Raw genomic sequence first — 21,778 nt, 5'->3', positions numbered from 1 at the left:
TATAAAATGATATAATTGCTCTACTAATGATTTTACAAGGTGGAGAAATAAAAAATGAAAATATCGAATCAGAAATTATATGAAAAAGTTGCAGATGTCATCATATTTGATATTAACGAAGGTCGTATAAATCCTGGTGATCGATTACCGTCAATCAAAGCATTATCTGAGAGTTTTGGTGTTGGTCAAGCTACTATTAGAGAAGCGTTGAATGCTTTACGAGCAATGGGATATGTCGATATTAAACATGGACAAGGAACTTTTGTTATAAATAGAGAAGAAACAAAATTTAATCTTGAAGCAATTAATGCTAATGTGGAAGACATCGAAAATTTATTAGAAGTACGTAATATAGTTGAAGTTGGTGTAGCAAGATTGGCAGCATCTAATCGTGATGAAAATAATCTTAAGGAAATTGAAGCGGCACTTTTTGATATGAAAGTAGCAATTAAAAAAAATGAATTAGGAGAAGCTTCAGATTTAAGATTCCATCTTGCTATTGCAGATGCTTCAAATAATTACATGTTAAAACAGCTATTGCGCAATGTATCAGAATTAATGCAACATACTATGAAAGAAACAAGAAGAATATATTTATATACAAAAAGCAAATCGATTGAGAAGCTCTATAATGAACATAAAGATATATACGAAGCTATAAAAAGTCAAAATAGTAAATTAGCTGAAGAAAAAATGGCATTTCATTTGTCTGAAGTTGAAAACGCAGTATTAAAACACATTAGATGATGATTAATGATATTAAATAAGCTTGAGGCGAAACACTTGCTCAATAAACCGAAAGAGGCCGAGACATTTGTCTCGGCCTCTATTCGTTATATATACTATTTATAAAAATAAAAAGCGATAAGCTTCAGGATGCTTATCGCTTTGGGTATGTATAACCCATCCGTTCCATTTCATAATCATATATAAAGACTTCTCACAGTAAAATAATAAACTGTAACTTATCATTGCAATAATGAAAAAGCTTATTACAATTTAATATTTGTATCTTAAGTATAAGGTTCCTTCAAGAGTTTAGCAATATTAATTATTAAAAAAATAATATCCAAATTATACCGAATAAATAGATTTTATATAAATAATAAAATCATACATTACAAATCGTCAGAAACTTCAAAATATATAGATATTTTATGATATAATATTTCTAATTTCTTATATTAAGGGGGCTATTATGAATCAGACAAAGAGAAAAGTTTCTATTATTAATAGATTCTTAAACTTCATAGAAAAAGCAGGAAACCGATTGCCAGATCCAAGTATATTATTTTTCCTTTTATGTGTAGGATTAATTGTACTATCTTGGTTTGTATCTTTGTTCAATATAAAAGTAGAAAACCCAGGTACAGGAAAAACAGTAGAAGTAACAAATCTAATTTCTAGAGAAGGTTTTTCTAAAATATTAAGTGAATCTATAACAAACTTTTCCGAATTCCCAGCATTAGGCCTTGTACTTGCAGTTATGCTTGGAATAGGTGTAGCAGAAAAAACAGGATATTTTGATAAATTAATGATAATGATAGTTAATAAAGCGCTTAAGAAAATTATAGTACCCATTATTATATTTGTAGGTATTATTGGGAATGCTGCTGGAGATGCAGCTCCAGTAGTTTTACCACCTTTGACGGCATTAGTTTTTATTAAACTTGGTTATCATCCGATAGCTGGTTTAGCGATGGCATATGCTTCTGCCTTAGGGGCGTTTGCAGCTAATTTAACTTTAGGTATGAGTGATGCGCTTGTTTATGCATTTACCAAACCAGCAGCTGAAATTATTAGCAAAGATATTTCGTTGAACGTAGCTATGAACTGGTATTTTATAGCAGCATCTTCTATCATTTTATTACCAGCAATTTATTTTGTAAGTATGAAAATTGTTATACCACGTCTAGGTACATATAAAGAAGAAACAGATAGTTCAAGTGATGATAATGAAATAACATCTAAAGAAAACAAAGCATTAAAGTTTGCTAATTGGAGTTTCTTTGCGGTTATAGTTATTTTATTAGCTTTATCAATACCTGAAAATGGCTGGCTAAGAAACGCTAAAACTGGAAGCTTAATCGAAGAATCGCCACTAATGGATGGTGTTGGTATAATCATTCTTGTTGTTTTCTTTGTTCCCGGTTTTGTTTATGGAATTATGTCAGGTAAACTTAAAAATACAAAAGATTTAGGGAAAATGTTAACTGATTCAATGGCGACAATGGGAAGTTTTATTGTAATTGTATTTTTTGCTTCACAATTATTAGCGTATTTAAATTGGAGCAAGCTAGGTGTAGTTATATCAGTTAAAGGCGCAGAATTATTACAAGGTCAAAATGGTGTAGTGTTAATAATAGGATTAATATTATTAAGTTGTTTAATTAACTTGCTAATAGGTAGCGCATCCGCAAAATGGGCGATATTAGCACCAATATTTATACCTATGTTTATGTTATTAGGATATCATCCCGCGTTTACACAGTTGGTTTATCGTATAGGAGATTCAATCACAAATCCAATAACACCGATGATGCCTTACTTACCACTATTACTATCATATGCTCAAAAATATGATAAGAATATGAAACTTGGAACATTAATTTCTAGTTTAATGCCATATTCGATTGTATTGGCGATCGTTTGGCCTATATTTATGATTATATGGTTCTTACTAGGTTTACCATTAGGACCTGGTGGAGATATATATTGGAGTAAATAATAAGTTAAAATGTAGTCTCATTCTTTCTAGGATGAGGCTATGAAGTCTTTTTAGAAAAATGAGATTTCCGTCCCACTGCCATTTCAGTATTTCATAAGTAAAGCACTATATGGTACAATCACGAAGGGTATATATTTAATTTAATTAATTGAACTTACATATATTTTTAACGACAAAAAAGAAAAGGATGATTAAATGTCTCCATTAGTATTAAAACCCGTATTTAAAGAGCGTATTTGGGGAGGACGTAATTTAGAAAAAATGGGCTACGACATTCCTGATGGTAATATTGGGGAATGTTGGGGTATTTCAGCGCATCAAAATGGACCTAATGTTATTGCCAATGGAGCTTACGAAGGTCAAACATTGGATAAGGTTTGGGAAGAACATCCTGAATTATTTGGAAATCCTTCAGAAAAGAAATTTCCATTGCTTACGAAAATATTAGATGCAAACCAAAAATTATCTGTACAAGTTCATCCAGATGATGAATATGCACACGAACATGAAAATGGTGAGTTTGGTAAAACTGAGTGCTGGTATGTTCTTGACGCAAAAGAAGACGCAGAAATTATATATGGAACTTATGCAAATTCGAAAGAACAGCTTGAAGAATATATTCAAAATGAAGATTGGGATCATTTATTCAAGCGCGTTAAAGTTGAAAAGGGAGACTTTTTCTATGTGCCAAGTGGTACAGTGCATGCAATCGGAGAAGGTATTATGATACTAGAAACGCAACAAAACTCAGATACTACTTACAGAATTTATGATTACGATAGAATTGAGCGAGATGGTAAGGAACGTGAATTACATCTTGATAAAAGTATTGATGTTATCAATATAGGACCAACAAGCCCAAATGTAGCACCTGTGAGAATAGATTCTGATGAACAAAAAGGTCAAATGCTTGTAGAAAGCGACTTTTTCACTGTTACGAAATGGCAAATAGAAGGTACATTTAACTTCAGAAAACCTAGAGATTATTGCTTAGTGAGTATTATTTCTGGGGAAGGTGAAATCATAACAGACGGAAATGTATATGAAGTGTCAACGGGAAGTCACCTCATATTAACGGCTGATGATTTAGATAATCACATTAACGGGCAACTAGAAGTTATAGTAAGTTACGTCTAGATAGGAGTTATACTAATATGAAAAAATTCTTATATTTATCACTTGTTTGTGCCGTTATAGCTGGTCTAGGAATATTTTTTGAACAGCCAAAATATCCAAATCCAGTGATACCATTTATTATTGCTTTAATTGGGCTAATATTAGCTATTAGTACTTTTAAAGATAAAGAAATAACAATGGGGTTGAAAATCGGAGGCGTTCTAGTTAATTTAATGCCAACATTAGCCGGTTTATCGTTAATACTTCAATAAATAGATTATTAGTTTTGTAATATACATTTAAACTGTCGTAAAGTTAATAACTTTGACGACAGTTTTTTTGTGCAGATTTAAATTGTTATATTGTCATTTATTTCAATTTTACAGTGTATTCTCATCATATAAATAAAAAAATTAATTGTCTTTAAAAGAATTTTTCTATAATTCTATTAATATAAATGAAATAAAACTGTAATATAAAATTGCGCCATAACAGTGTATAATTAGGAAGAATTAATATCTTTATATAAAAATGTAAGATAATGGAGGTAACTAATTTTGAAGAAGAAGACATTAACAGCATTTGTAGGTGCTTCTGTAGCAGTAGCTTTAACATCACAAAGTGCTGAAGCTGCATCATATAAAGTTAAGAGCGGAGACTCACTTTGGTTAATTGCTGAAAAACATAATACAACTATCGCAAAAATTAAAAGCTTAAACAAATTAAGCTCTAATCTAATTTTTCCGAATCAAATCATTCAAGTACCTGGTTCTTCTAGTTCGTCTAATACGAATACAGGATCGACTTCAACGTCATCAACAACATACTATACGGTTAAATCAGGGGATTCGTTATCAGTAATTGCTGGTAAATATGGCACAACATATCAAAAAATAATGTCTTTAAACGGGTTGAATAATACAATTATTTATCCTGGCCAAAAATTAAAAGTAAAAGGGACTTCTAGTAGTTCAAGTTCAAATAATACGGGTTCATCAAACACATCTACTAGTACAACTACTTATACGGTTAAATCAGGAGATTCATTATCAGTAATTGCTGCTCGATATGGTACAACATATCAAAAAATAATGTCTTTAAATGGTTTATCAAATTTCATTATTTATCCGGGACAAAAATTAAAAGTAAGTGGTTCAGTGTCAACAGGTGGTGGACAATCAAGCTCTAATAACACTGGTAGCTATACACCTCCTATGTTCTACCACCAAAATTTATATGATTGGGGTCAATGTACTTGGCACGTATTTAATCGACGTAAAGCAATCGGTAAACCAATAAGCACATATTGGTGGAATGCGAACAACTGGGCTAGCGCTGCAGCTAAAGATGGATATAGAGTAAATCATAAACCTGCTGTAGGTTCGATTTTACAATCTTCTGCTGGTTATTACGGTCATGTTTCATTTGTTGAACGCATTAATAATGACGGTAGTATTCAAGTATCAGAAATGAATTTTACATCTTCACCTGGTGTATTAACATACAGAACTGTACCAGCTTCACTCGTACCAAGTTATAATTTTATACATTAATCTTGAACTGAGGCATATATAATGTCTCAGTTTTTACTTGTGTAAACATAGACACGGATGCTAATGTCTTATACAATGTTAATATTAATGTCATGTAAAAAATATGATTAGTATAATAAACGTCATATTTACATAGTAAATCGTTTAAAATTGATAATTATTTATAACAAGGAGTATACATATGTCTGAAGAAACAAACTACTTTTGGTTAAATTGTGGATATAATAGGTGGAATCATACAGAACCTCTAGAAGGACAAGTTGCAGTATTTGAATCGGGTGCAAGTTTTAATCCTACTCAAGGTTACCATGCCTTTAAGACGGCAAAACCTGGTGATAAAGTAATTTATTATCAAGTCCAAAATCAAGTGGGATTATTAGGATATGGGGAAATTATTGATGTTCAGACAGGCGGCAACCAAAAAGTAAGCATTCATTTTAAATTTGAAACTTCTTTAACAATGCTTTCAGTTGAATACTTAAAGAGAAGTGAACATTTAGAATTGCGTATTAAGCAACTAACGGATCAATTATTCAATCGTATATCTAAAGAAGAATTTGAATTAATTATTGGCCTAGGACAAGGAGAAGTTAAAATACCTAGATATTTCTTACTTTCAGAAGAAATACAGTTTGAAGAAGATGAAACATATACTATTTTTACACATACAGTGAATGGTATTAAAAGAAATGGTTATATTTATTATACACAACTTGAAATCGGGGATCAGCTTGTATTCTTAAATAAAAACGCGAATCATTCTATTATTGGTATTGGTGAAGTTACAGATAGTATACATAAACTTCCACCACAACCAGGACGAACTGATTCAACTTGCATAACTATTAGATATGAAAAGGATATTAATCCTATAAGTGTAGCAGAACTAAATAGACATCAAACATTAAAAAAATTATATTTCTTACAAGAAAATTCTAAGCAATCTATAGCTAATTTAACAAAAGCTCAATATGATGCAATGATGGATATGAGTAGAGGTGAGTTTTCTCAAAATAATTCACAACAATATCAAGTCTCGATTCCACAAGAACAAGAAGATAAAAAAGATAAGCCAATTATATTAATGTTATGTGATAGTAAAGAAGAAGGTATAAAAAAAGCAAAACATTACGTAGAGCGCGAGCTTGCTAAAGGTATTTATACAACAGGGCATCCAGATTTTTCTGAAGAAATGTTATACGGTAGGTATTTACCTAACGAAAGTGGAGCTCTATATTATCGTGAAGGATTTATCACGGGGTATATCACAAATTCAGAAAGAGAATGGCTTGTAATCGATCAATTTGAGCGAATAGACCCTGAAATATTCCAACTATTCCTAAATGTTTTAGATGGTCATGAAATGACACTACCTAGATATAATCATGATGGAAAAATGGTAAAATGGAGTTTAGAAAAAGACTCATTCTACCGCCATAATCCAAAATGGAGAATGATAGGTTTATGTTATGGGACAGTTGAAGATATAAAAAAACAATATTCACATCAATTTTTAAAACATTGTCGTGTAATACACGTTGGATAAATAAAATAAATTTTCATTGAAAAACACTATTTGTTTAATATCAAATGGTGTTTTTAATTTATAAGTGAAAAATTATCTTTTAAATTGATAGAATTTTCTGTAATATGATATATATAATTAAAATTGCTCTTATCAATAAACAACAAAGGGGACGTGTTTATGGACAAAATAGTAGCATTTTCAGATTGGTTATGGGGATATCCACTCGTAACTCTATTATTAGTATCTAGTTTATTTTTAACAATTTATTTAGGGTTTATACAGTTTAGGCATTTTGGCTATATGATGAAACAAACATTTGGCAGTATTAATAAAAAACCTAAAGGTGAAGGAACGATTACACCGAGGCAAGCGTTAACTTCTGCTTTATCTTCTACTGTTGGTGCAGCAAATATCGTAGGGGTACCTACAGCAATCATGATGGGTGGACCTGGTGCAGTATTTTGGATGATGGTTATTGCATTTTTAGGGATGGCTCTAAAGTATAGTGAAAACGTACTTGGTATACATTATCGAGAAAAGAATAGTAAAGGCGAATTTGTAGGGGGACCTACATACTATATGAAAAAAGGAATGAAAAATAAAAAAGTTGGAATAGTATTCGCTTTTATTTTTGCATTCGCGCTTATGTTGGAACTCATTCCGAGTATTATGGTGCAAGGAAATTCAGCAGCAAGCACGGTAGAAGATACATTCAATATCGATATGGGTTATACAGGAATCATTTTAGCTGTGTTAGCTGCTTTAGTTGTGTTTGGAGGTATTAAAAGAATTGCAACATTCACTGAAATGATTGTGCCGGTTATGGTTGGATTATATTGTATTATGGGTTTTATTATCATTTTAATGAACATTCAACATTTACCGGGAGTCATAGCGTTAGTAGTTGAAAAAGCTTTTAATCCTGATGCAGCATTAGGAGGTAGTTTTGGAGCTGCTTTAGCTACAACGGTTAGATGGGGGTTTGCTCGAGGCATCTATTCAAACGAAGCAGGTTTAGGTACTTCTCCAATTGCTCACGCTGCTGCTAAGACAGATCATCCAGTGAGACAAGCTTTTTGGAGTGTAAGTGAAATAGTTGTTGATACTTTAATTATATGTAGTACAACAGCGTTTGTTGTATTGGTTTCAGACGTTTGGAAAGCAGATGATGCAAAAGAACAATCAGCTGCACTGACAGCTAGAGCTTTTAATGATGCATTTGGTACATTTGGAAGTTGGATTGTTTCTATATCAATGGTATTCTTTGTATTCTCTACTATAATTGTAGTTATTTATTATGGTTCAAGAATGGCAGAATATTTATTTGGATTAACAGCTGGATTTATTATGAAAATAGTATATGTTTTATCTATAGCGCTCGGTGCGTTTGGGGCAGGTACACAATTGTGGAATTTATTAGATATAGCGTTAGCATGCATTCTTATTCCCAATATTATAGCTGTTATTATGTTATCACCTAAAGTTAAAGACTTGACACGAGAATTTTTCACAAGCAAAGAATTTTATTTGAAAGATAAAAATAATAAAAACTGAAATAGTTTATTCCTTTTAGATTATAACGTTATCGTTATAATCTTTTTTTGTATTTAAAAAAATTGTAGATGTCTTCAAAAAAAAACCTCTTTTGTATGTAGTCATATAAATTATTCTAATTTACACAAAATGTCAAATATTTTATTAAATTCCATATTGATGTTATTTAATTTTATGGTAAGATTATTTTAAGATAATTTAATTAACTAATTTTTAGGAGGTTACAACAATGAGCACTCAATCTTATTCAGAAGCAATTACTTCATGTTCTGAATTCTTTGATTACCAAAATAAAATTGACAATATCTTTGTAGTAATTGAACAAAAGTATGGCTTAAAGAAACATGAATTTTTCTTCTTAATGAAATTAAATGAAGTGAAAGAAGTACACCTTAAAGATGCAATTGAAAAAGGATACATAAAGCAAAACAAATCTGCTCGTGCCATTAAGAGACTATTTGAAAAGAAATATATATTAAAAAACCGCTTAAAAACAGATGAAAGAGCAGTTATATTACGCTTTAACGATGATTATAAAAATGATTTTGAAGTGATAATGCAAGAAGTATTGGATATGTTAAATGTAGCTTAGATTATAAATCTTTTTAATATTAATGAAATGCATTGTAAAAGTTAGCCAAAGGCTAACTTTTACAATGCATTTTTGTATTTATAATCAAATTATATTTTAAAATTTAATTTGTAAATTATGGTGGAAAGTTATACAATTTTAAATGTAAGCGCTTTATTATAGTGGGATTAGTCATTATGGTAAAAGAATCTACAACAAAGAATATAAGTTTTGTATGGGCTATTGTTCCGTTTCTATTTATGATAGTAAGCATGCTCTATACTGTTGTTGTTTTAGAATTAGCACCTCATATTCCTTTAATGATAGGGACAGCTATAGCAGCCATAGTTGCCTATTATCATGGGCATACGTGGAAAGATATAGAAGAAATGATGTATAAGGGGATAAAATTAGCACTACCTGCGATTGTTATTATTATACTAGTCGGTTTAATCATTGGGGCATGGATAGGTGGCGGTATAGTTGCCACGATGATTTATTACGGTTTAAAGCTTATTACGCCTTCATTATTTTTAGTGACCATTGCTATTATATGCGCCATTGTATCTTTAGCAATTGGTAGTAGTTGGTCTACGATGGCCACAGTAGGCGTAGCCGGAATGGGTATAGGACTGAGTATGGATATTCCAGCGGGAATGATTGCTGGTGCTATCATATCAGGTTCTTATTTTGGTGATAAAATGAGCCCTTTATCTGACACCACAAATTTAGCAGCTGGTTTAACTGGTACAAATCTATTCGATCATATTAAGCATATGTTCTATACAACTGTACCTGCTATTGTAATTTCGTTAATTGCTTTCTTTATACTCGGTAGACAATTTTCCGCAGGTGACATTAATCAAGGTAAAATTGATGCAATTAATAATGAAATGATTGATAAATTTGTCATTTCACCTTGGTTACTATTAGTACCACTGATTGTTATTATTTTAGTAGCCTTAAAAGTACCTGCAATACCTGCATTGGTAGTTGGTATTATTTTAGGATTTTTATCACAAATTTTTGTTCAAGGTGGAAGTATTCATGATAGCGTTCAAGCTTTACAAACAGGATATGTGTTAGAAACAAAGAATGAACTCGTAAAAGAACTATTTAATAGGGGTGGTTTGGAGTCGATGTTTTATACCATTTCTATGACAATTGTTGCGATGACATTTGGTGGAATACTCGAATATTCGGGTATGTTGAAGGCAATTATTACACAAGTTTTGAAAGTAGCTAAAGGTACTGGTGGACTAATCGCTTCTGTTATTATTTCATGTATTGGTACAAACGCTTCATGCTCAGAACAATATATTTCAATTGTTGTACCATCAAGAATGTATATTAATACGTTTTTAGAAAAGAGGTTACACCCTAAAAATTTATCTAGAGCTCTAGAAGATGGTGGAACAGTGACTTCAGTATTTTTCTTATGGAATACTTGTGGTGTGTTTATAGCTCAGACCTTAAATGTAAACGTATTGGAGTATGGGATGTATGCAGTATTTAATTATACGGTCCCAATCATATCTATAATATTTGGATACATAGGATTTAAAATTATAACAATTAACGAACAAGAATATAAACAATTTAAAGAAGCTCAATAACAATAATAACAGTCCAGGACATATATAAATATCTCGGACTGTTTCATTATATAGGGATGGTATTATGAAGTCTTTTTAGCAAAATGATATTTCTGGTTCACTCCCTTATTAATTTAATGTTTCTTATAATCGTGTTATCTTAAAACTAGAGAAAGGAATAAGGTGATATTTATGGCTATAGTATACTATGACGGTGATTGTGGTTATTGTAATAGAGTAGTAATGTGGTTGATTCATCATAATATTCCAACGAGATTCCAATTTGCACAATTAGAAGGGCAATATGGAGAGAACTTAATTAAAGCTCAACCTGAATTGAAAAATATAGACACAATTGTTGTAGTTGATAAATCACAAGTATTTACTAAAACAGATGCTATTATTCACTTATTGAATCAAATTAAGAAATATAAAATTTTTGCATTCCTATTGAAAATAGTGCCTCGTTTTCTTAGAAATCTAGGTTACGATTCATTTGCAAAAATAAGACATCGCATCCAATTTAAGCAAGCATGTAAACTACCAACTAAAGAAGAACGTCAGTATTTTTTAGATTAGTATTGCAATAGTTTTAGAGTGGTGGTATCCTTTTATGTAAACGGTTACACAAAAGGAAGTTGAACGAATGGCTACGATTAAAGAAGTTGCTAAATACGCTGGTGTCTCAGTGGCGACAGTTTCAAGAGCTCTTAATAGAAGTGGGTATGTCAAAGAAGAAACAAGAAAGAAGATTAATAAAGCGATCAAAGATTTAAATTACAGACCGAATGAAACAGCTCGGACATTGTATAAACGTAAATCTAAAATGATAGGATTATTATTACCTGATATTAGCAATCCATTTTTCACGGTTGTCGCTAGAGGTGTTGAAGATGAAGCGATGGCTAAGGGTTATCACATCATTTTAGGTAATGGTGATGGAAATGAAGAAAAAGAATTAGCGTATATAAACACATTCAATGTGCATAATTGTAGTGGGATTATTGCATCACAATTATCTACTCAAGAAACATTTGATTCTTTTAAATCATATAATATGCCATTTGTTTTATTAGACAGAGTGTATGCCGACCATGAATTTGTTGAAACAAATCATTATAAAGGTGGACAGTTACAAGCTCAAGCCGTTATAAAAGGTTCGACAAAATCTGTTTTAATTATGCAACAAAACTTACAATATAAATCATTTAACGAAAGACTATCCGGTGCTAAATCTATTTTTGATGAAAAGAACATCCCTTACATTACTGTAGATGAACGTTTTCTCATTGAAGAAGATTTAGTATCGATGATTCATAAGCACAATATTGATAGTATTATTTGTAGTAATGATGTGAGCGCATTTGCTGTTATGCGTACTTTGTTACATCATGAATTTAAAGTACCTTCTGATGTTCAAGTTGTAGGTTATGATGATATACCATTATCTCGTATGTATACACCAAGTTTAACTACAATTCATCAACCAGCATATTTAATAGGCAAAAAGGCTTGTCAACAGCTTATCAATCAACTAGAAGGTAAAGGAAGAGAACATCATCAAATATTAGACGTTAGTTTAATAGAACGACAATCGACGAGGAGAGAGTAAAATGAAAAAGATTATGGTTATAGGAAGTATGTCTATAGATTTAGTAGTTTCAGCTTCAAAAAGACCTGAAAAAGGTGAAACAATATTAGGAGATAGTTTTTTCACTACACCAGGTGGAAAAGGCGCTAATCAAGCTGTGGCAGCAGCAAGATTAGGGAAAGAAGTATATTTAGTAGGGCGCATAGGAGATGATGATTTCGGTAAAGAAATTTATCAAAATCTACAAAATAACTACGTTTTAGTAGATGGTGTGGAACCCGTTACACAAATGCCGTCAGGTACTGCTCACATAACATTAGCTGAACAAGATAATAGTATCATTTTTGTTCCATCTGCCAATAACGAAGTAACACCTGAATATGTTGAGAAACATTTAGCACATCTTAATAAAGGTGACATCGTTCTTCTTCAACAAGAAATACCTAGTGAAACAGTTGAACATGTAATTGATTACTGTAAGGAAAATGAAATTACATCTATATTAAATCCAGCTCCTTTTAGAGAAGTTAGTGATAATGTAATTGAAAAAGCTGATTACTTAACTCCTAATGAAACAGAAAGTGACGGAATGTTTAAAGGAAATATGGATGAAGCGTTAGCAAAATATCCGAATAAATTGATTGTTACTTTAGGAGATAAAGGTGCAGTCTATCACGATGGTAACAAAAAGGTAGAAGTACCAGGTTATAAACGAGAAGTTAAAGATACTACTGGCGCAGGTGATACATTTAACGGTGCATTTGCAGTAGCGTTACAGAAAGAATTCAATCTAGAAAAAGCGTTAGATTTTGCAAACTTAGCAGCAAGTTATTCAGTAACAGGTATGGGTGCACAAGGTGGTATGCCTAAACTTTCAGAAATAGAGGGAGAATGGCATGTATAAAACAGGGATTTTAAACAGTGAAATATCTAAAGTATTAAGTGATCTTGGTCATACTGACAGAATAGTAATAGCAGATTGTGGTCTACCAATTCCAAAAGAAGTGAAGAAGATTGATTTAGCACTGTCTTTTGGTGTACCAAATTTTGAAAGCGTTTACGAAGAAGTGATGAAGCATATGTCGGTTCAAAAAATGATCGTTGCGGAAGAAATAAAAGAAGATAATGTTTCGCTTTTTGAAAAGATTACTCAATCTAATATTGATACAGAATATGTATCACATGAACGATTTAAAGAATTAACAAATGATACAGTCGCGATTATTAGAACTGGAGAAGCAACACCATTTGCAAATGTCATATTGGAAAGTGATGTTTTATTCTAAAGGAGGGTTACCATGTTACAGATGAAGAATATACATAAAGCTTTTGGACAAAATAAAGTATTAACTGGGGTAGATTTTATTTTAAAGGAAGCTTCTGTACATGCATTGATGGGAGAAAACGGGGCAGGTAAATCTACGTTAATGAAAATTTTAGTAGGTATACACGGCAAAGATGAGGGTCAGATAATATACAAAGATGAAAATATTGAATATAAAGATGCACAAATGGCTGAAGAAGCAGGCATAACTTTTATACACCAAGAATTAAATATTTGGTCAGAATTAACAGTGTTAGAAAATTTGTTTATTGGTAAAGAAATTAGAAATAAATTTGGAATCTTAAACGAGAGACAAATGAAGAAAGAAGCAATGAAAGTATTTGAAAAGTTAAACTTTAAAATACCACTTAAAAAAGTTGCAGGAAAATGTTCTATTGGTGAACAACAAATGATAGAAATTGCTAAAGCATTGATGACGAACGCTAAAATAATCGTTATGGATGAACCAACAGCTGCTTTAACGGATAAAGAAATTAATCAATTGTTTAAGCTTATTAAAAGCTTGCAAAAACAAGGCGTTGCATTTGTATATATTTCACATAGAATGGCAGAAATCTTTGAGATATCTGATGAGATAACTGTAATGAGAGATGGTAAAACAGTGTTATATAAAGAAACGAATGATACTAATTATGATGAGATAGTTAAATCAATGGTAGGTAGAGATTTAACAGAACAATTCCCGAAAAGAACTGTTTCACCTGGTAATATCATCATGGACGTTAAATCGTTAAATAATGATGAACATCAAATTAAAGATATATCATTTTCATTAAGAAAAGGAGAAATTCTTGGTGTTAGTGGACTAATGGGGGCTGGCAGAACTGAAATAATGCGAAGTTTATTCGGCATAGATAAAGGCAGTAAAGACATTACGATTAACGATAAAAAAGTTTCCATTAATTCACCTGAAGACGCTATGAAAAACGGAATTGGGCTTATTACTGAGAACAGAAAGGACGAAGGTCTGATATTAGATTTCTCTATTGAAGATAATATGGTTTTACCTTCTTTAGAAAGCTTTTCCAATAAAGGTTTTACGAAAGAAAAGTCTGTTCATATATTTGCTGATCAAATGAGTAAACGACTAAATATTAAAACAAATAGAAAAGCACTTGTTTCTTCACTTTCCGGTGGTAATCAACAGAAAGTAGTTTTAGCTAAATGGATTGGTACGGGTGCACAAGTTTTAATACTAGATGAACCGACTAGAGGTATTGATGTTGGAGCAAAGAGAGAAATTTATCAATTAATGAACGAATTAACTGAGCGCGGTGTTTCTATTATAATGATTTCTTCAGAATTACCAGAAGTTATCGGTATGAGTGATAGAGTCTTAGTTGTACAAGAAGGAGAAATAAAGGGACAAGTTGAAGCGGAACAAATTACAGAAGAAAATATTATGACATTGGCTACAGGAGGGGAATTAAATGCAACAGTTAACAGCTAAATCATCATTGTTAGAAAAAATTATACCATTTATAGGATTGATTCTTTTAGTGGTTGTTATAAGTGTTTTAAATACTGCATTTTTAGATTTATCGAATTTACTTAACTTATTGAGACAAGTATCTATTAACGGTTTAATTGCTTTTGGTATGACGTTTGTTATTTTGACAGGTGGTATAGATTTATCAGTAGGGTCTATATTAGCTTTATCAAGTGCATTTACAGCAATTTTAATTACGAGTGGTCTTGATCCAATTGTAGCTTTAATTGTTGGTGTATTAGGAGGATTTTTACTAGGGGTATTTAACGGTGTTTTGGTTACTTTCGGTAGCATGGCGCCATTTATTGCAACATTGGCAACTATGACAATTTTTAGAGGATTAACGTTAGTTATTACAGATGGTAATCCTATAACAGACTTAGGTGATAGTTATTTATTCCAATTGTTTGGTAAAGGTTATTTCTTTGGTATACCAGTACCGGCAGTAACGATGATTATCGTATTTATTGTATTGGCAATTATTCTACAGAAGACAACTTTTGGTAGACATACATATGCCATCGGGGGAAATGAAGTAGCTTCTAAAATTTCAGGAATCAAAGTTAATAAAGTGAAAATCTTAATTTATGGTATATCTGGTTTAATGTCAGCTTTAGCTGGAGCAATATTAACATCACGTCTAAATTCAGCTCAACCGACTGCTGGTACTTCATATGAACTAGATGCCATAGCAGCAGTAGTGTTAGGTGGAACGTCTTTAACAGGTGGTAAAGGGCGTATCGTTGGTACACTAATTGGTGTACTTATTATCGGCGTGTTGAATAATGGATTGAACTTATTAGGTGTATCTTCATTCTATCAACAAGTAGTAAAAGGTATTGTTATATTAATTGCTGTTCTTATAGATCGTAAAAAATAATTAACAAAGTGAGGGATAAATGATGAAGAAATTTTTAATACTTTTTCTTTCGTTGGTAGTGTTTTTATCAGCATGTTCGTTAGAATCTCCATTAAAAAAAGACAATGGTAGTAAAACGAATAAAAAGAAATCAGATATTACAATAGGGGTAAGTGTTTCGACTTTAAATAATCCATTTTTTGTTTCAATTAAAGAAGGACTTCAAAAAGAGGCTAAAAAGCAAGGTATGAATGTTAAAGTAGTAGATGCGAGGGATGATTCTGCTAAACAAACAAATGATATAGAAGACTTAGTTCAACAACAGGTTGATTATTTAGTTGTGAATCCAACTGATTCAAGTGCCATTTCTAGTGCAGTTCAATCTGCTAACAATGAAGGTATTCCAGTTATTACTTTAGATAGATCAGTTGATAAAGGTGATGTCGCTACATTTATTGCTTCGGATAATATAGAAGGCGGTAAGATGGGTGGCAAATTTATCTTAGATGAATTAGGTGAAAATGCTAAAGTCGCTGAATTAGAAGGTGTACCTGGCGCAAGTGCTACTAGAGAAAGAGGAAAAGGATTCCATGAAGTAGCAGATAAATCATTAGATGTTATCGCAAAGCAAAGCGCTAAATTTGATCGTGCAGAAGGGCTCAATGTCACTCAAAACATATTACAAGCTCATCCAGGTGTTAAAGCAATATTCTCTCATAACGATGAGATGGCTTTAGGAGCAATAGAAGCGGTAGGCGATAAAGATATACTCGTTGTAGGATTTGACGGAAATGAAGATGCGATGCAATCTATTAAAGAAGGTAAGTTAGATGCAACAATCGCTCAGCAACCTGAAAAAATGGGACAAGAATCAGTAAATTCAGTGTTGAAACTGATGGAAGGTAAAAAAGTAGATAAAGAAATTAAAGTACCACTTAAACTCGAAAAATCTAAATAAATGTTTATTTTATGGTGAATAAGGTAAGAGACTAATGTAGTCTTTTACCTTAATTTATTTGAGAAAAAAACTTTTAGAATTTGCAACTTATTTATAATGATTCTAAATAAGTGTGTAAATAGCGTTGACAGATTAGAATGATTATAATATAATAGTTATTGTAATCAGAAGAGACCAAATAACAAACAAATCTTAGAGGAGTGTAATAAATGAATAACAATAAAGAAGTAATTGAAGTATTAAACAAACAAGTAGCAGAATGGACAGTACTTTTCACTAAACTACACAATTATCATTGGTATGTAAAAGGACCAAACTTCTTCTCACTACACGAAAAATTTGAAGAATTATACAATGAAGCAAGTGTATATATCGACGACATTGCTGAACGTATTTTAGCAATCGATGGTAACCCAATCGCTACTTTACAAGAAGCTTTAGAATGGTCAGAAGTTAAAGAAGCAGAGAAAAATCTATCAGCTAACCAAATGGTAGAACAATTATCAAAAGACTTCACAACTGTAATTGGACAATTAGAAGAAGGTATACAATTAGCGGAAAAATTAGATGACGAAATGACAGGAGACATGTTATTAGGTATGGTAACAAGTCTTGAAAAACACAACTGGATGCTTAAATCATTCTTAGGATAATAAAATATAAATGAGGTAGTTTAAATAAATCTATCTCATTATCAAGCACCGGCTTATTGAGAATTCTCAATAAGCCGGTGCTTTTTTATTATTAAAGAATGTAGAATATTTGATGTATATAGTTTTGCTTGTTGACACGTTTAGCAAGAAAAGGCAATAATGGCATTGTTGTTGACACGTTTGGTAAGAAGTGACAATAAAGGCACTGTTGTTGACACGTTTGATGAGAAATGACAATAAAGGACCTGAATATTGCAAAACGAGGTTCACGTGTAACATAGCTCCTTTGAATGTAACAACATTATAAAAAAAGAAGCTAAGACATATAATGTCTTAGCTTCTTTTTTATTCAGCGATTTCTAAAGCAATTTCCATCATTTGAGTAAATGAATTTTGTCTTTCTTCTGCTGTTGTTGCTTCGTCTCTTAATAAGTGGTCACTAACTGTAAAGATACCTAGTGCTTTTTTACCGGCAGCAGCAGCATTTACGTATAAACCTGCTGATTCCATTTCAACACCTAAAATACCTAATCTTGCCCATTTACTTGTTACTTCTGTGTCTGCATTATAGAAAATATCACTTGAGAAGATATTACCTACATGAGTAGTTGCTCCAATTTCGTCTGCTTTATTTTTAGCGCTTGATACTAAACCGAAGTCAGCAATTGGTGCGAAGTAACCTGGTACGTTGAATTGGTCAACATAGCGAGAATTAGTAGATGCACCTTGTGCAATAATAATATCATATAAATTGATATTCTCTTGCATAGCACCGCATGATCCAATTCGGATAATCGTTTCTACATCAAAGAAATTATATAGTTCATAAGAATAAATACCGATTGAAGCGATACCCATACCTGAGCCCATAACCGATACTTCTTTTCCTTTATATGTACCTGTGTATCCTAACATATTTCTTACATCGTTGAATTGTTCAACATTTTCTAAAAAGTTTTCAGCAATAAATTTAGCACGTAATGGATCCCCAGGCATTAGTACAGTTTTTGCAATTTTTACACCATTTGGTTGAATATGCGGTGTCCCTTGTGTCATAACTATCTTCTCCTTTAAAAATAAAAGTTTTTTCAATTTAAAGATAACATTTGTTTCAATTTTTTGCGAATTTTTGTACGATTAAGTTGAAAGAAAGTGGTGAATGGAGATGGATTTACAAAAAAATAAAGACAGCATACGCGTAGCAAAACTATATTATGAAGATAGTTTAAGTCAAGAAGCAATAGCTCAAAAGCTTAATATCTCTAGACCAACTGTATCGAGATTATTGAATCACGCGAAAGAACATGGGTTTGTCAAAGTAACAATTGAAGATCCATATCAAGATGCTGAAAGTTTAGCTTCACTATTAAAAGCTAAATACCAATTGAAAGATTGTATTGTTGAACATGCATCGCATAATGATTATTTAAACGTACAAAGTGCTATTGGAAAGCGTACCGCGGAATATTTAAATACTATTGTTAAAGATGGAGATAATATTGGCATTAGTTGGGGTAAAACAATGTATCAAGTGTCTCAATTTTTACAGTCTACACATTTAAAGGATATTGGTGTAATACAACTTAAAGGTGGTATTAGTTTTTCTCATATAGACACAAGAAGCCATCAAATCCTTGAAAGGTTTGCACAAGCTTATAATGCGACACCCAGAGATTTGCCTCTACCAGTTATATTTGATGTGAAAGAAGTTAAGCAAATGGTAGAAAAAGATAGACACATCCAATCTATTTTAGAACAAGGAAGACAAGTTAATATCGCTTTGTTTACAGTAGGAACAGTTAGAGATTCTTCTTTATTATTTAAATTAGGATTTTTTAACGATGAAGAAAAAGAGAGAATTAAACACTCAGCTGTGGGAGATATTTGCTCACGCTTTTATAACGAGCAAGGGGAAGTTGCAGATCAAGCTATAAATGACCGAACGATAGGTATTGAATTAGATGCTCTAAAAGAAATTGAAAATTCTATTTTAGTAGCTGGAGGAGACCACAAAATTTCTGCTATACGTGGTGCTTTAGAAGGTCGTTTAAGTAATATATTGATCACTGATCAATATACAGCACAAGCATTATTAGATTTATGAACAAAATTTCTTATATCATTTTACATTTGTTCAAAGCTTGTTTATAATATAGTTAAAGATAGAATATACGAGGAGGATTCACTATGACATTAGCAAAATATATCGATCACACAGCTTTAAAACCAGACACAACACTGGAACAAATTGATGCTTTATTAGAAGAAGCGAAAGAATATGGATTTAAATCTGTATGTATTAATCCAACACATGTTGCACATGCACGAAAAGCATTAGAAAGTACAGATGTATTAGTTTGTACAGTAATTGGGTTCCCTTTAGGGGCAACAACAAGTGAAGTGAAGGCTTTTGAAACAGAAGACGCTATTAAAAAAGGTGCACAAGAAGTAGACATGGTCATCAATATTGGTGCGCTTAAAGACGGTCGTGATGAAGAAGTTAAACGTGATATTGAAAGTGTTGTAGCAGCAGCAAATGGTGTAACAACTAAAGTAATTATTGAAACTTGTTTATTAACAGAAGATGAGAAAGTTAGAGCATGTGAATTAGCTCTTGCTGCAGGTGCAGATTTCGTTAAAACATCAACTGGATTCTCATCAGGTGGCGCAACTGCAGAAGATATCAAATTAATGAGAGAAACAGTTGGTCCTGATTTAGGCGTTAAAGCTTCAGGTGGTATCCGTTCATACGAAGATGTTAAGACGATGATTGATAATGGTGCAACTCGTATTGGTGCTTCAGCAGGTGTGAAAATATTAAAAGGTGAATCATCTGATTCAGATTATTAAAATTAAAGGTACGTTTATGTACCTTTAATCTTTTGAAATACAAGTAAGCGTATTCATAAACAGGAGGGTTTCATTATGAGAATGGTAGATGTTATAGCTAAGAAACGAGACGGGAAAGAATTAACGAAAGAAGAAATTGAATTTTTCATTAAAGGGTATACTGATGGAGAAATACCTGATTATCAAGCTTCAAGTTTTGCAATGGCGACATATTTCCAAGATATGACTGATAACGAGCGTGCATATTTAACGATGGCAATGGTTGAATCAGGCGATCAAATTGATTTATCTGAAATTGAAGGTATTAAAGTGGATAAACATTCAACAGGTGGAGTGGGAGATACAACTACTTTAGTATTGGCTCCTTTAGTAGCTGCATTAGATATACCTGTAGCAAAAATGAGTGGCCGAGGATTAGGTCACACTGGCGGTACAATAGATAAATTAGAAGCGGTTGAAGGTTTCCATGTAGAAATATCAGAACAAGAATTTATTGATTTAGTAAATAGAGATAAAGTAGCTGTTATTGGTCAAACTGGAAACTTAACACCAGCAGATAAAAAGCTTTATGGTCTACGTGATGTTACTGGAACAGTTAACTCTATCCCACTTATTGCGTCATCTATAATGAGTAAGAAAATTGCAGCTGGAGCAGATGCGATTGTTTTAGATGTGAAGACGGGTGCTGGTGCGTTTATGAAAACGCTAGAAGACTCAGAATTATTAGCGCATGCAATGGTGAAAATAGGGAATAATGTAGGGCGAAATACTATGGCTATTATTTCTGATATGAGTCAACCATTAGGAAGAGCAATTGGCAATGGACTTGAAGTGAAAGAAGCAATAGAAACGTTAAGAGGTGAAGGACCTGAAGATTTAACAGAACTTGTATTAACTTTAGGATCTCAAATGGTTGTTTTAGCTAAAAAAGCTGAGAATTTAGATGAGGCACGAGAAAAATTACAAGAAGTTATCCAAAACGGTAAAGCACTTGAGAAGTTTAAAGTATTCCTTGAAAACCAAGGCGGAGATGGTTCGGTAGTTGATGATGTTTCTAAATTACCTCAAGCTCAACATACATTTGAAGTAAAGGCGAAAAAATCTGGATATGTATCTAACATTGTAGCTGATGAGATTGGTGTTGCTTCAATGCTTTTAGGGGCAGGAAGAGCTACAAAAGATGATATAATTGACTTAGCCGTTGGTTTAGTATTAAATAAAAAAGTTGGAGATAAAGTTGAAGAAGGAGAATCACTTGTAACAATCTATGCAAATCAAGAAGATATTAAAGATGTTGAAGAGAAAATTTTAAATAACATTGATATTTCTGATGAACAAGTGAAACCGACTTTAATCCATAAAGTGATTACAGATTAGGAGTGTGTCAA

At 32.1% G+C, this 21,778-nt stretch carries 21 protein-coding genes; 20 read left to right on the top strand and 1 reads right to left on the bottom strand.

The genetic code is table 11. From position 1 onward, the window contains the following. The first annotated feature begins 54 nt into the window (after positions 1-54). The 17 genes from LQ682_RS11050 (at position 55) to LQ682_RS10970 (ending at position 17,540) form a co-directional block, all read left to right on the top strand. Positions 55-747: a FadR/GntR family transcriptional regulator gene (locus LQ682_RS11050; RefSeq protein WP_064204178.1), complete on the top strand. Its 693-nt coding sequence runs from the start codon at positions 55-57 to the stop codon at positions 745-747. Positions 748-1,198: 451 nt separating this feature from the next. Further along, a complete protein-coding gene (locus LQ682_RS11045) occupies positions 1,199-2,728 on the top strand; it encodes an AbgT family transporter (protein WP_239705991.1) in 1,530 nt (509 codons plus the stop codon). A 195-nt stretch (positions 2,729-2,923) separates the two neighbouring features. After that, positions 2,924-3,865 carry a mannose-6-phosphate isomerase, class I gene (gene manA / locus LQ682_RS11040; protein WP_064204176.1) on the top strand — a complete coding sequence of 314 codons (942 nt, stop codon included), beginning with the start codon at positions 2,924-2,926 and terminating at the stop codon, positions 3,863-3,865. Positions 3,866-3,882: 17 nt separating this feature from the next. Beyond that, positions 3,883-4,116 carry a hypothetical protein gene (locus tag LQ682_RS11035; protein ID WP_016998851.1) on the top strand — a complete coding sequence of 78 codons (234 nt, stop codon included), beginning with the start codon at positions 3,883-3,885 and terminating at the stop codon, positions 4,114-4,116. A gap of 285 nt (positions 4,117-4,401) precedes the next feature. Continuing rightward, complete coding sequence (locus LQ682_RS11030; RefSeq protein WP_016998852.1) at positions 4,402-5,397, top strand: LysM peptidoglycan-binding domain-containing protein; 996 nt, start codon at positions 4,402-4,404, stop codon at positions 5,395-5,397. A gap of 181 nt (positions 5,398-5,578) precedes the next feature. Further along, positions 5,579-6,943, top strand: a complete 1,365-nt coding sequence (locus LQ682_RS11025; RefSeq protein ID WP_064204175.1) for an EVE domain-containing protein — start codon at positions 5,579-5,581, stop codon at positions 6,941-6,943. A gap of 159 nt (positions 6,944-7,102) precedes the next feature. Continuing rightward, a complete protein-coding gene (locus LQ682_RS11020; RefSeq protein WP_103268959.1) occupies positions 7,103-8,479 on the top strand; it encodes an alanine/glycine:cation symporter family protein in 1,377 nt (458 codons plus the stop codon). 229 nt (positions 8,480-8,708) lie between these two features. Further along, on the top strand, positions 8,709-9,071 hold the full coding sequence (locus tag LQ682_RS11015) for a transcriptional regulator, SarA/Rot family (RefSeq protein WP_239705992.1): 363 nt from the start codon (positions 8,709-8,711) through the stop codon (positions 9,069-9,071). Positions 9,072-9,247: 176 nt separating this feature from the next. Continuing rightward, positions 9,248-10,666 (top strand): Na+/H+ antiporter NhaC, encoded by a 1,419-nt coding sequence (nhaC, locus tag LQ682_RS11010; protein WP_064204173.1) that lies wholly within the window; start codon positions 9,248-9,250, stop codon positions 10,664-10,666. Between the two features lie 171 nt (positions 10,667-10,837). Then, positions 10,838-11,224 (top strand): thiol-disulfide oxidoreductase DCC family protein, encoded by a 387-nt coding sequence (locus tag LQ682_RS11005; protein WP_016998856.1) that lies wholly within the window; start codon positions 10,838-10,840, stop codon positions 11,222-11,224. Positions 11,225-11,291: 67 nt separating this feature from the next. After that, positions 11,292-12,257 carry a LacI family DNA-binding transcriptional regulator gene (locus tag LQ682_RS11000; protein WP_016998857.1) on the top strand — a complete coding sequence of 322 codons (966 nt, stop codon included), beginning with the start codon at positions 11,292-11,294 and terminating at the stop codon, positions 12,255-12,257. 1 nt (position 12,258) lies between these two features. Continuing rightward, on the top strand, positions 12,259-13,140 hold the full coding sequence (rbsK, locus tag LQ682_RS10995) for a ribokinase (protein WP_239705993.1): 882 nt from the start codon (positions 12,259-12,261) through the stop codon (positions 13,138-13,140). Continuing rightward, positions 13,133-13,522: a D-ribose pyranase gene (rbsD, locus tag LQ682_RS10990; protein ID WP_016998859.1), complete on the top strand. Its 390-nt coding sequence runs from the start codon at positions 13,133-13,135 to the stop codon at positions 13,520-13,522. The genes rbsK and rbsD overlap by 8 nt, the downstream gene beginning before the upstream one ends. A 12-nt stretch (positions 13,523-13,534) precedes the next feature. Beyond that, entirely contained in the window at positions 13,535-15,031 is a 1,497-nt protein-coding gene (locus LQ682_RS10985; protein WP_016998860.1) for a sugar ABC transporter ATP-binding protein, read from the top strand. Further along, positions 15,012-15,950: an ABC transporter permease gene (locus LQ682_RS10980; protein WP_016998861.1), complete on the top strand. Its 939-nt coding sequence runs from the start codon at positions 15,012-15,014 to the stop codon at positions 15,948-15,950. Before LQ682_RS10985 ends, LQ682_RS10980 begins: the two co-directional genes overlap by 20 nt. A gap of 22 nt (positions 15,951-15,972) precedes the next feature. Continuing rightward, on the top strand, positions 15,973-16,887 hold the full coding sequence (locus LQ682_RS10975; RefSeq protein WP_026023602.1) for a D-ribose ABC transporter substrate-binding protein: 915 nt from the start codon (positions 15,973-15,975) through the stop codon (positions 16,885-16,887). Positions 16,888-17,096: 209 nt separating this feature from the next. Continuing rightward, a complete protein-coding gene (locus LQ682_RS10970) occupies positions 17,097-17,540 on the top strand; it encodes a Dps family protein (protein WP_016998863.1) in 444 nt (147 codons plus the stop codon). Between the two features lie 345 nt (positions 17,541-17,885). Here the strand turns inward: LQ682_RS10970 and deoD are convergent, their stop codons facing one another. After that, complete coding sequence (gene deoD, locus LQ682_RS10965; protein ID WP_064204172.1) at positions 17,886-18,596, bottom strand: purine-nucleoside phosphorylase; 711 nt, start codon at positions 18,594-18,596, stop codon at positions 17,886-17,888. Positions 18,597-18,705: 109 nt separating this feature from the next. Between deoD and LQ682_RS10960 the strand changes: the two genes are divergently transcribed. The 3 genes from LQ682_RS10960 (at position 18,706) to LQ682_RS10950 (ending at position 21,767) form a co-directional block, all read left to right on the top strand. Next, positions 18,706-19,644, top strand: coding sequence for a sugar-binding transcriptional regulator (locus LQ682_RS10960; RefSeq protein ID WP_103268952.1), 939 nt, complete (start codon positions 18,706-18,708; stop codon positions 19,642-19,644). An 83-nt stretch (positions 19,645-19,727) separates the two neighbouring features. Continuing rightward, complete coding sequence (deoC, locus tag LQ682_RS10955) at positions 19,728-20,390, top strand: deoxyribose-phosphate aldolase (protein ID WP_103268951.1); 663 nt, start codon at positions 19,728-19,730, stop codon at positions 20,388-20,390. A 75-nt stretch (positions 20,391-20,465) separates the two neighbouring features. Continuing rightward, on the top strand, positions 20,466-21,767 hold the full coding sequence (locus LQ682_RS10950; RefSeq protein WP_016998867.1) for a pyrimidine-nucleoside phosphorylase: 1,302 nt from the start codon (positions 20,466-20,468) through the stop codon (positions 21,765-21,767). Positions 21,768-21,778 lie beyond the last annotated feature (11 nt).

The sequence above is a fragment of the Mammaliicoccus sp. A-M4 genome, assembly GCF_022386955.1.
In the GTDB taxonomy this organism is placed as follows: domain Bacteria; phylum Bacillota; class Bacilli; order Staphylococcales; family Staphylococcaceae; genus Mammaliicoccus; species Mammaliicoccus lentus.
Note: the sequence above shows the minus strand (reverse complement) of the source record. Positions and strands in the feature narration are given on the sequence as shown.

Coding starts and splice junctions, on each gene's coding strand:
- LQ682_RS11050 (WP_064204178.1), top strand. CDS start 55: ATGAAAATATCGAATCAGAAATTATATGAAAAAGTTGCAGATGTCATC.
- LQ682_RS11045 (WP_239705991.1), top strand. CDS start 1,199: ATGAATCAGACAAAGAGAAAAGTTTCTATTATTAATAGATTCTTAAAC.
- manA (WP_064204176.1), top strand. CDS start 2,924: ATGTCTCCATTAGTATTAAAACCCGTATTTAAAGAGCGTATTTGGGGA.
- LQ682_RS11035 (WP_016998851.1), top strand. CDS start 3,883: ATGAAAAAATTCTTATATTTATCACTTGTTTGTGCCGTTATAGCTGGT.
- LQ682_RS11025 (WP_064204175.1), top strand. CDS start 5,579: ATGTCTGAAGAAACAAACTACTTTTGGTTAAATTGTGGATATAATAGG.
- LQ682_RS11020 (WP_103268959.1), top strand. CDS start 7,103: ATGGACAAAATAGTAGCATTTTCAGATTGGTTATGGGGATATCCACTC.
- LQ682_RS11015 (WP_239705992.1), top strand. CDS start 8,709: ATGAGCACTCAATCTTATTCAGAAGCAATTACTTCATGTTCTGAATTC.
- nhaC (WP_064204173.1), top strand. CDS start 9,248: ATGGTAAAAGAATCTACAACAAAGAATATAAGTTTTGTATGGGCTATT.
- LQ682_RS11005 (WP_016998856.1), top strand. CDS start 10,838: ATGGCTATAGTATACTATGACGGTGATTGTGGTTATTGTAATAGAGTA.
- LQ682_RS11000 (WP_016998857.1), top strand. CDS start 11,292: ATGGCTACGATTAAAGAAGTTGCTAAATACGCTGGTGTCTCAGTGGCG.
- rbsK (WP_239705993.1), top strand. CDS start 12,259: ATGAAAAAGATTATGGTTATAGGAAGTATGTCTATAGATTTAGTAGTT.
- rbsD (WP_016998859.1), top strand. CDS start 13,133: ATGTATAAAACAGGGATTTTAAACAGTGAAATATCTAAAGTATTAAGT.
- LQ682_RS10985 (WP_016998860.1), top strand. CDS start 13,535: ATGTTACAGATGAAGAATATACATAAAGCTTTTGGACAAAATAAAGTA.
- LQ682_RS10980 (WP_016998861.1), top strand. CDS start 15,012: ATGCAACAGTTAACAGCTAAATCATCATTGTTAGAAAAAATTATACCA.
- LQ682_RS10975 (WP_026023602.1), top strand. CDS start 15,973: ATGAAGAAATTTTTAATACTTTTTCTTTCGTTGGTAGTGTTTTTATCA.
- LQ682_RS10970 (WP_016998863.1), top strand. CDS start 17,097: ATGAATAACAATAAAGAAGTAATTGAAGTATTAAACAAACAAGTAGCA.
- deoD (WP_064204172.1), bottom strand. CDS start 18,596: ATGACACAAGGGACACCGCATATTCAACCAAATGGTGTAAAAATTGCA.
- LQ682_RS10960 (WP_103268952.1), top strand. CDS start 18,706: ATGGATTTACAAAAAAATAAAGACAGCATACGCGTAGCAAAACTATAT.
- deoC (WP_103268951.1), top strand. CDS start 19,728: ATGACATTAGCAAAATATATCGATCACACAGCTTTAAAACCAGACACA.
- LQ682_RS10950 (WP_016998867.1), top strand. CDS start 20,466: ATGAGAATGGTAGATGTTATAGCTAAGAAACGAGACGGGAAAGAATTA.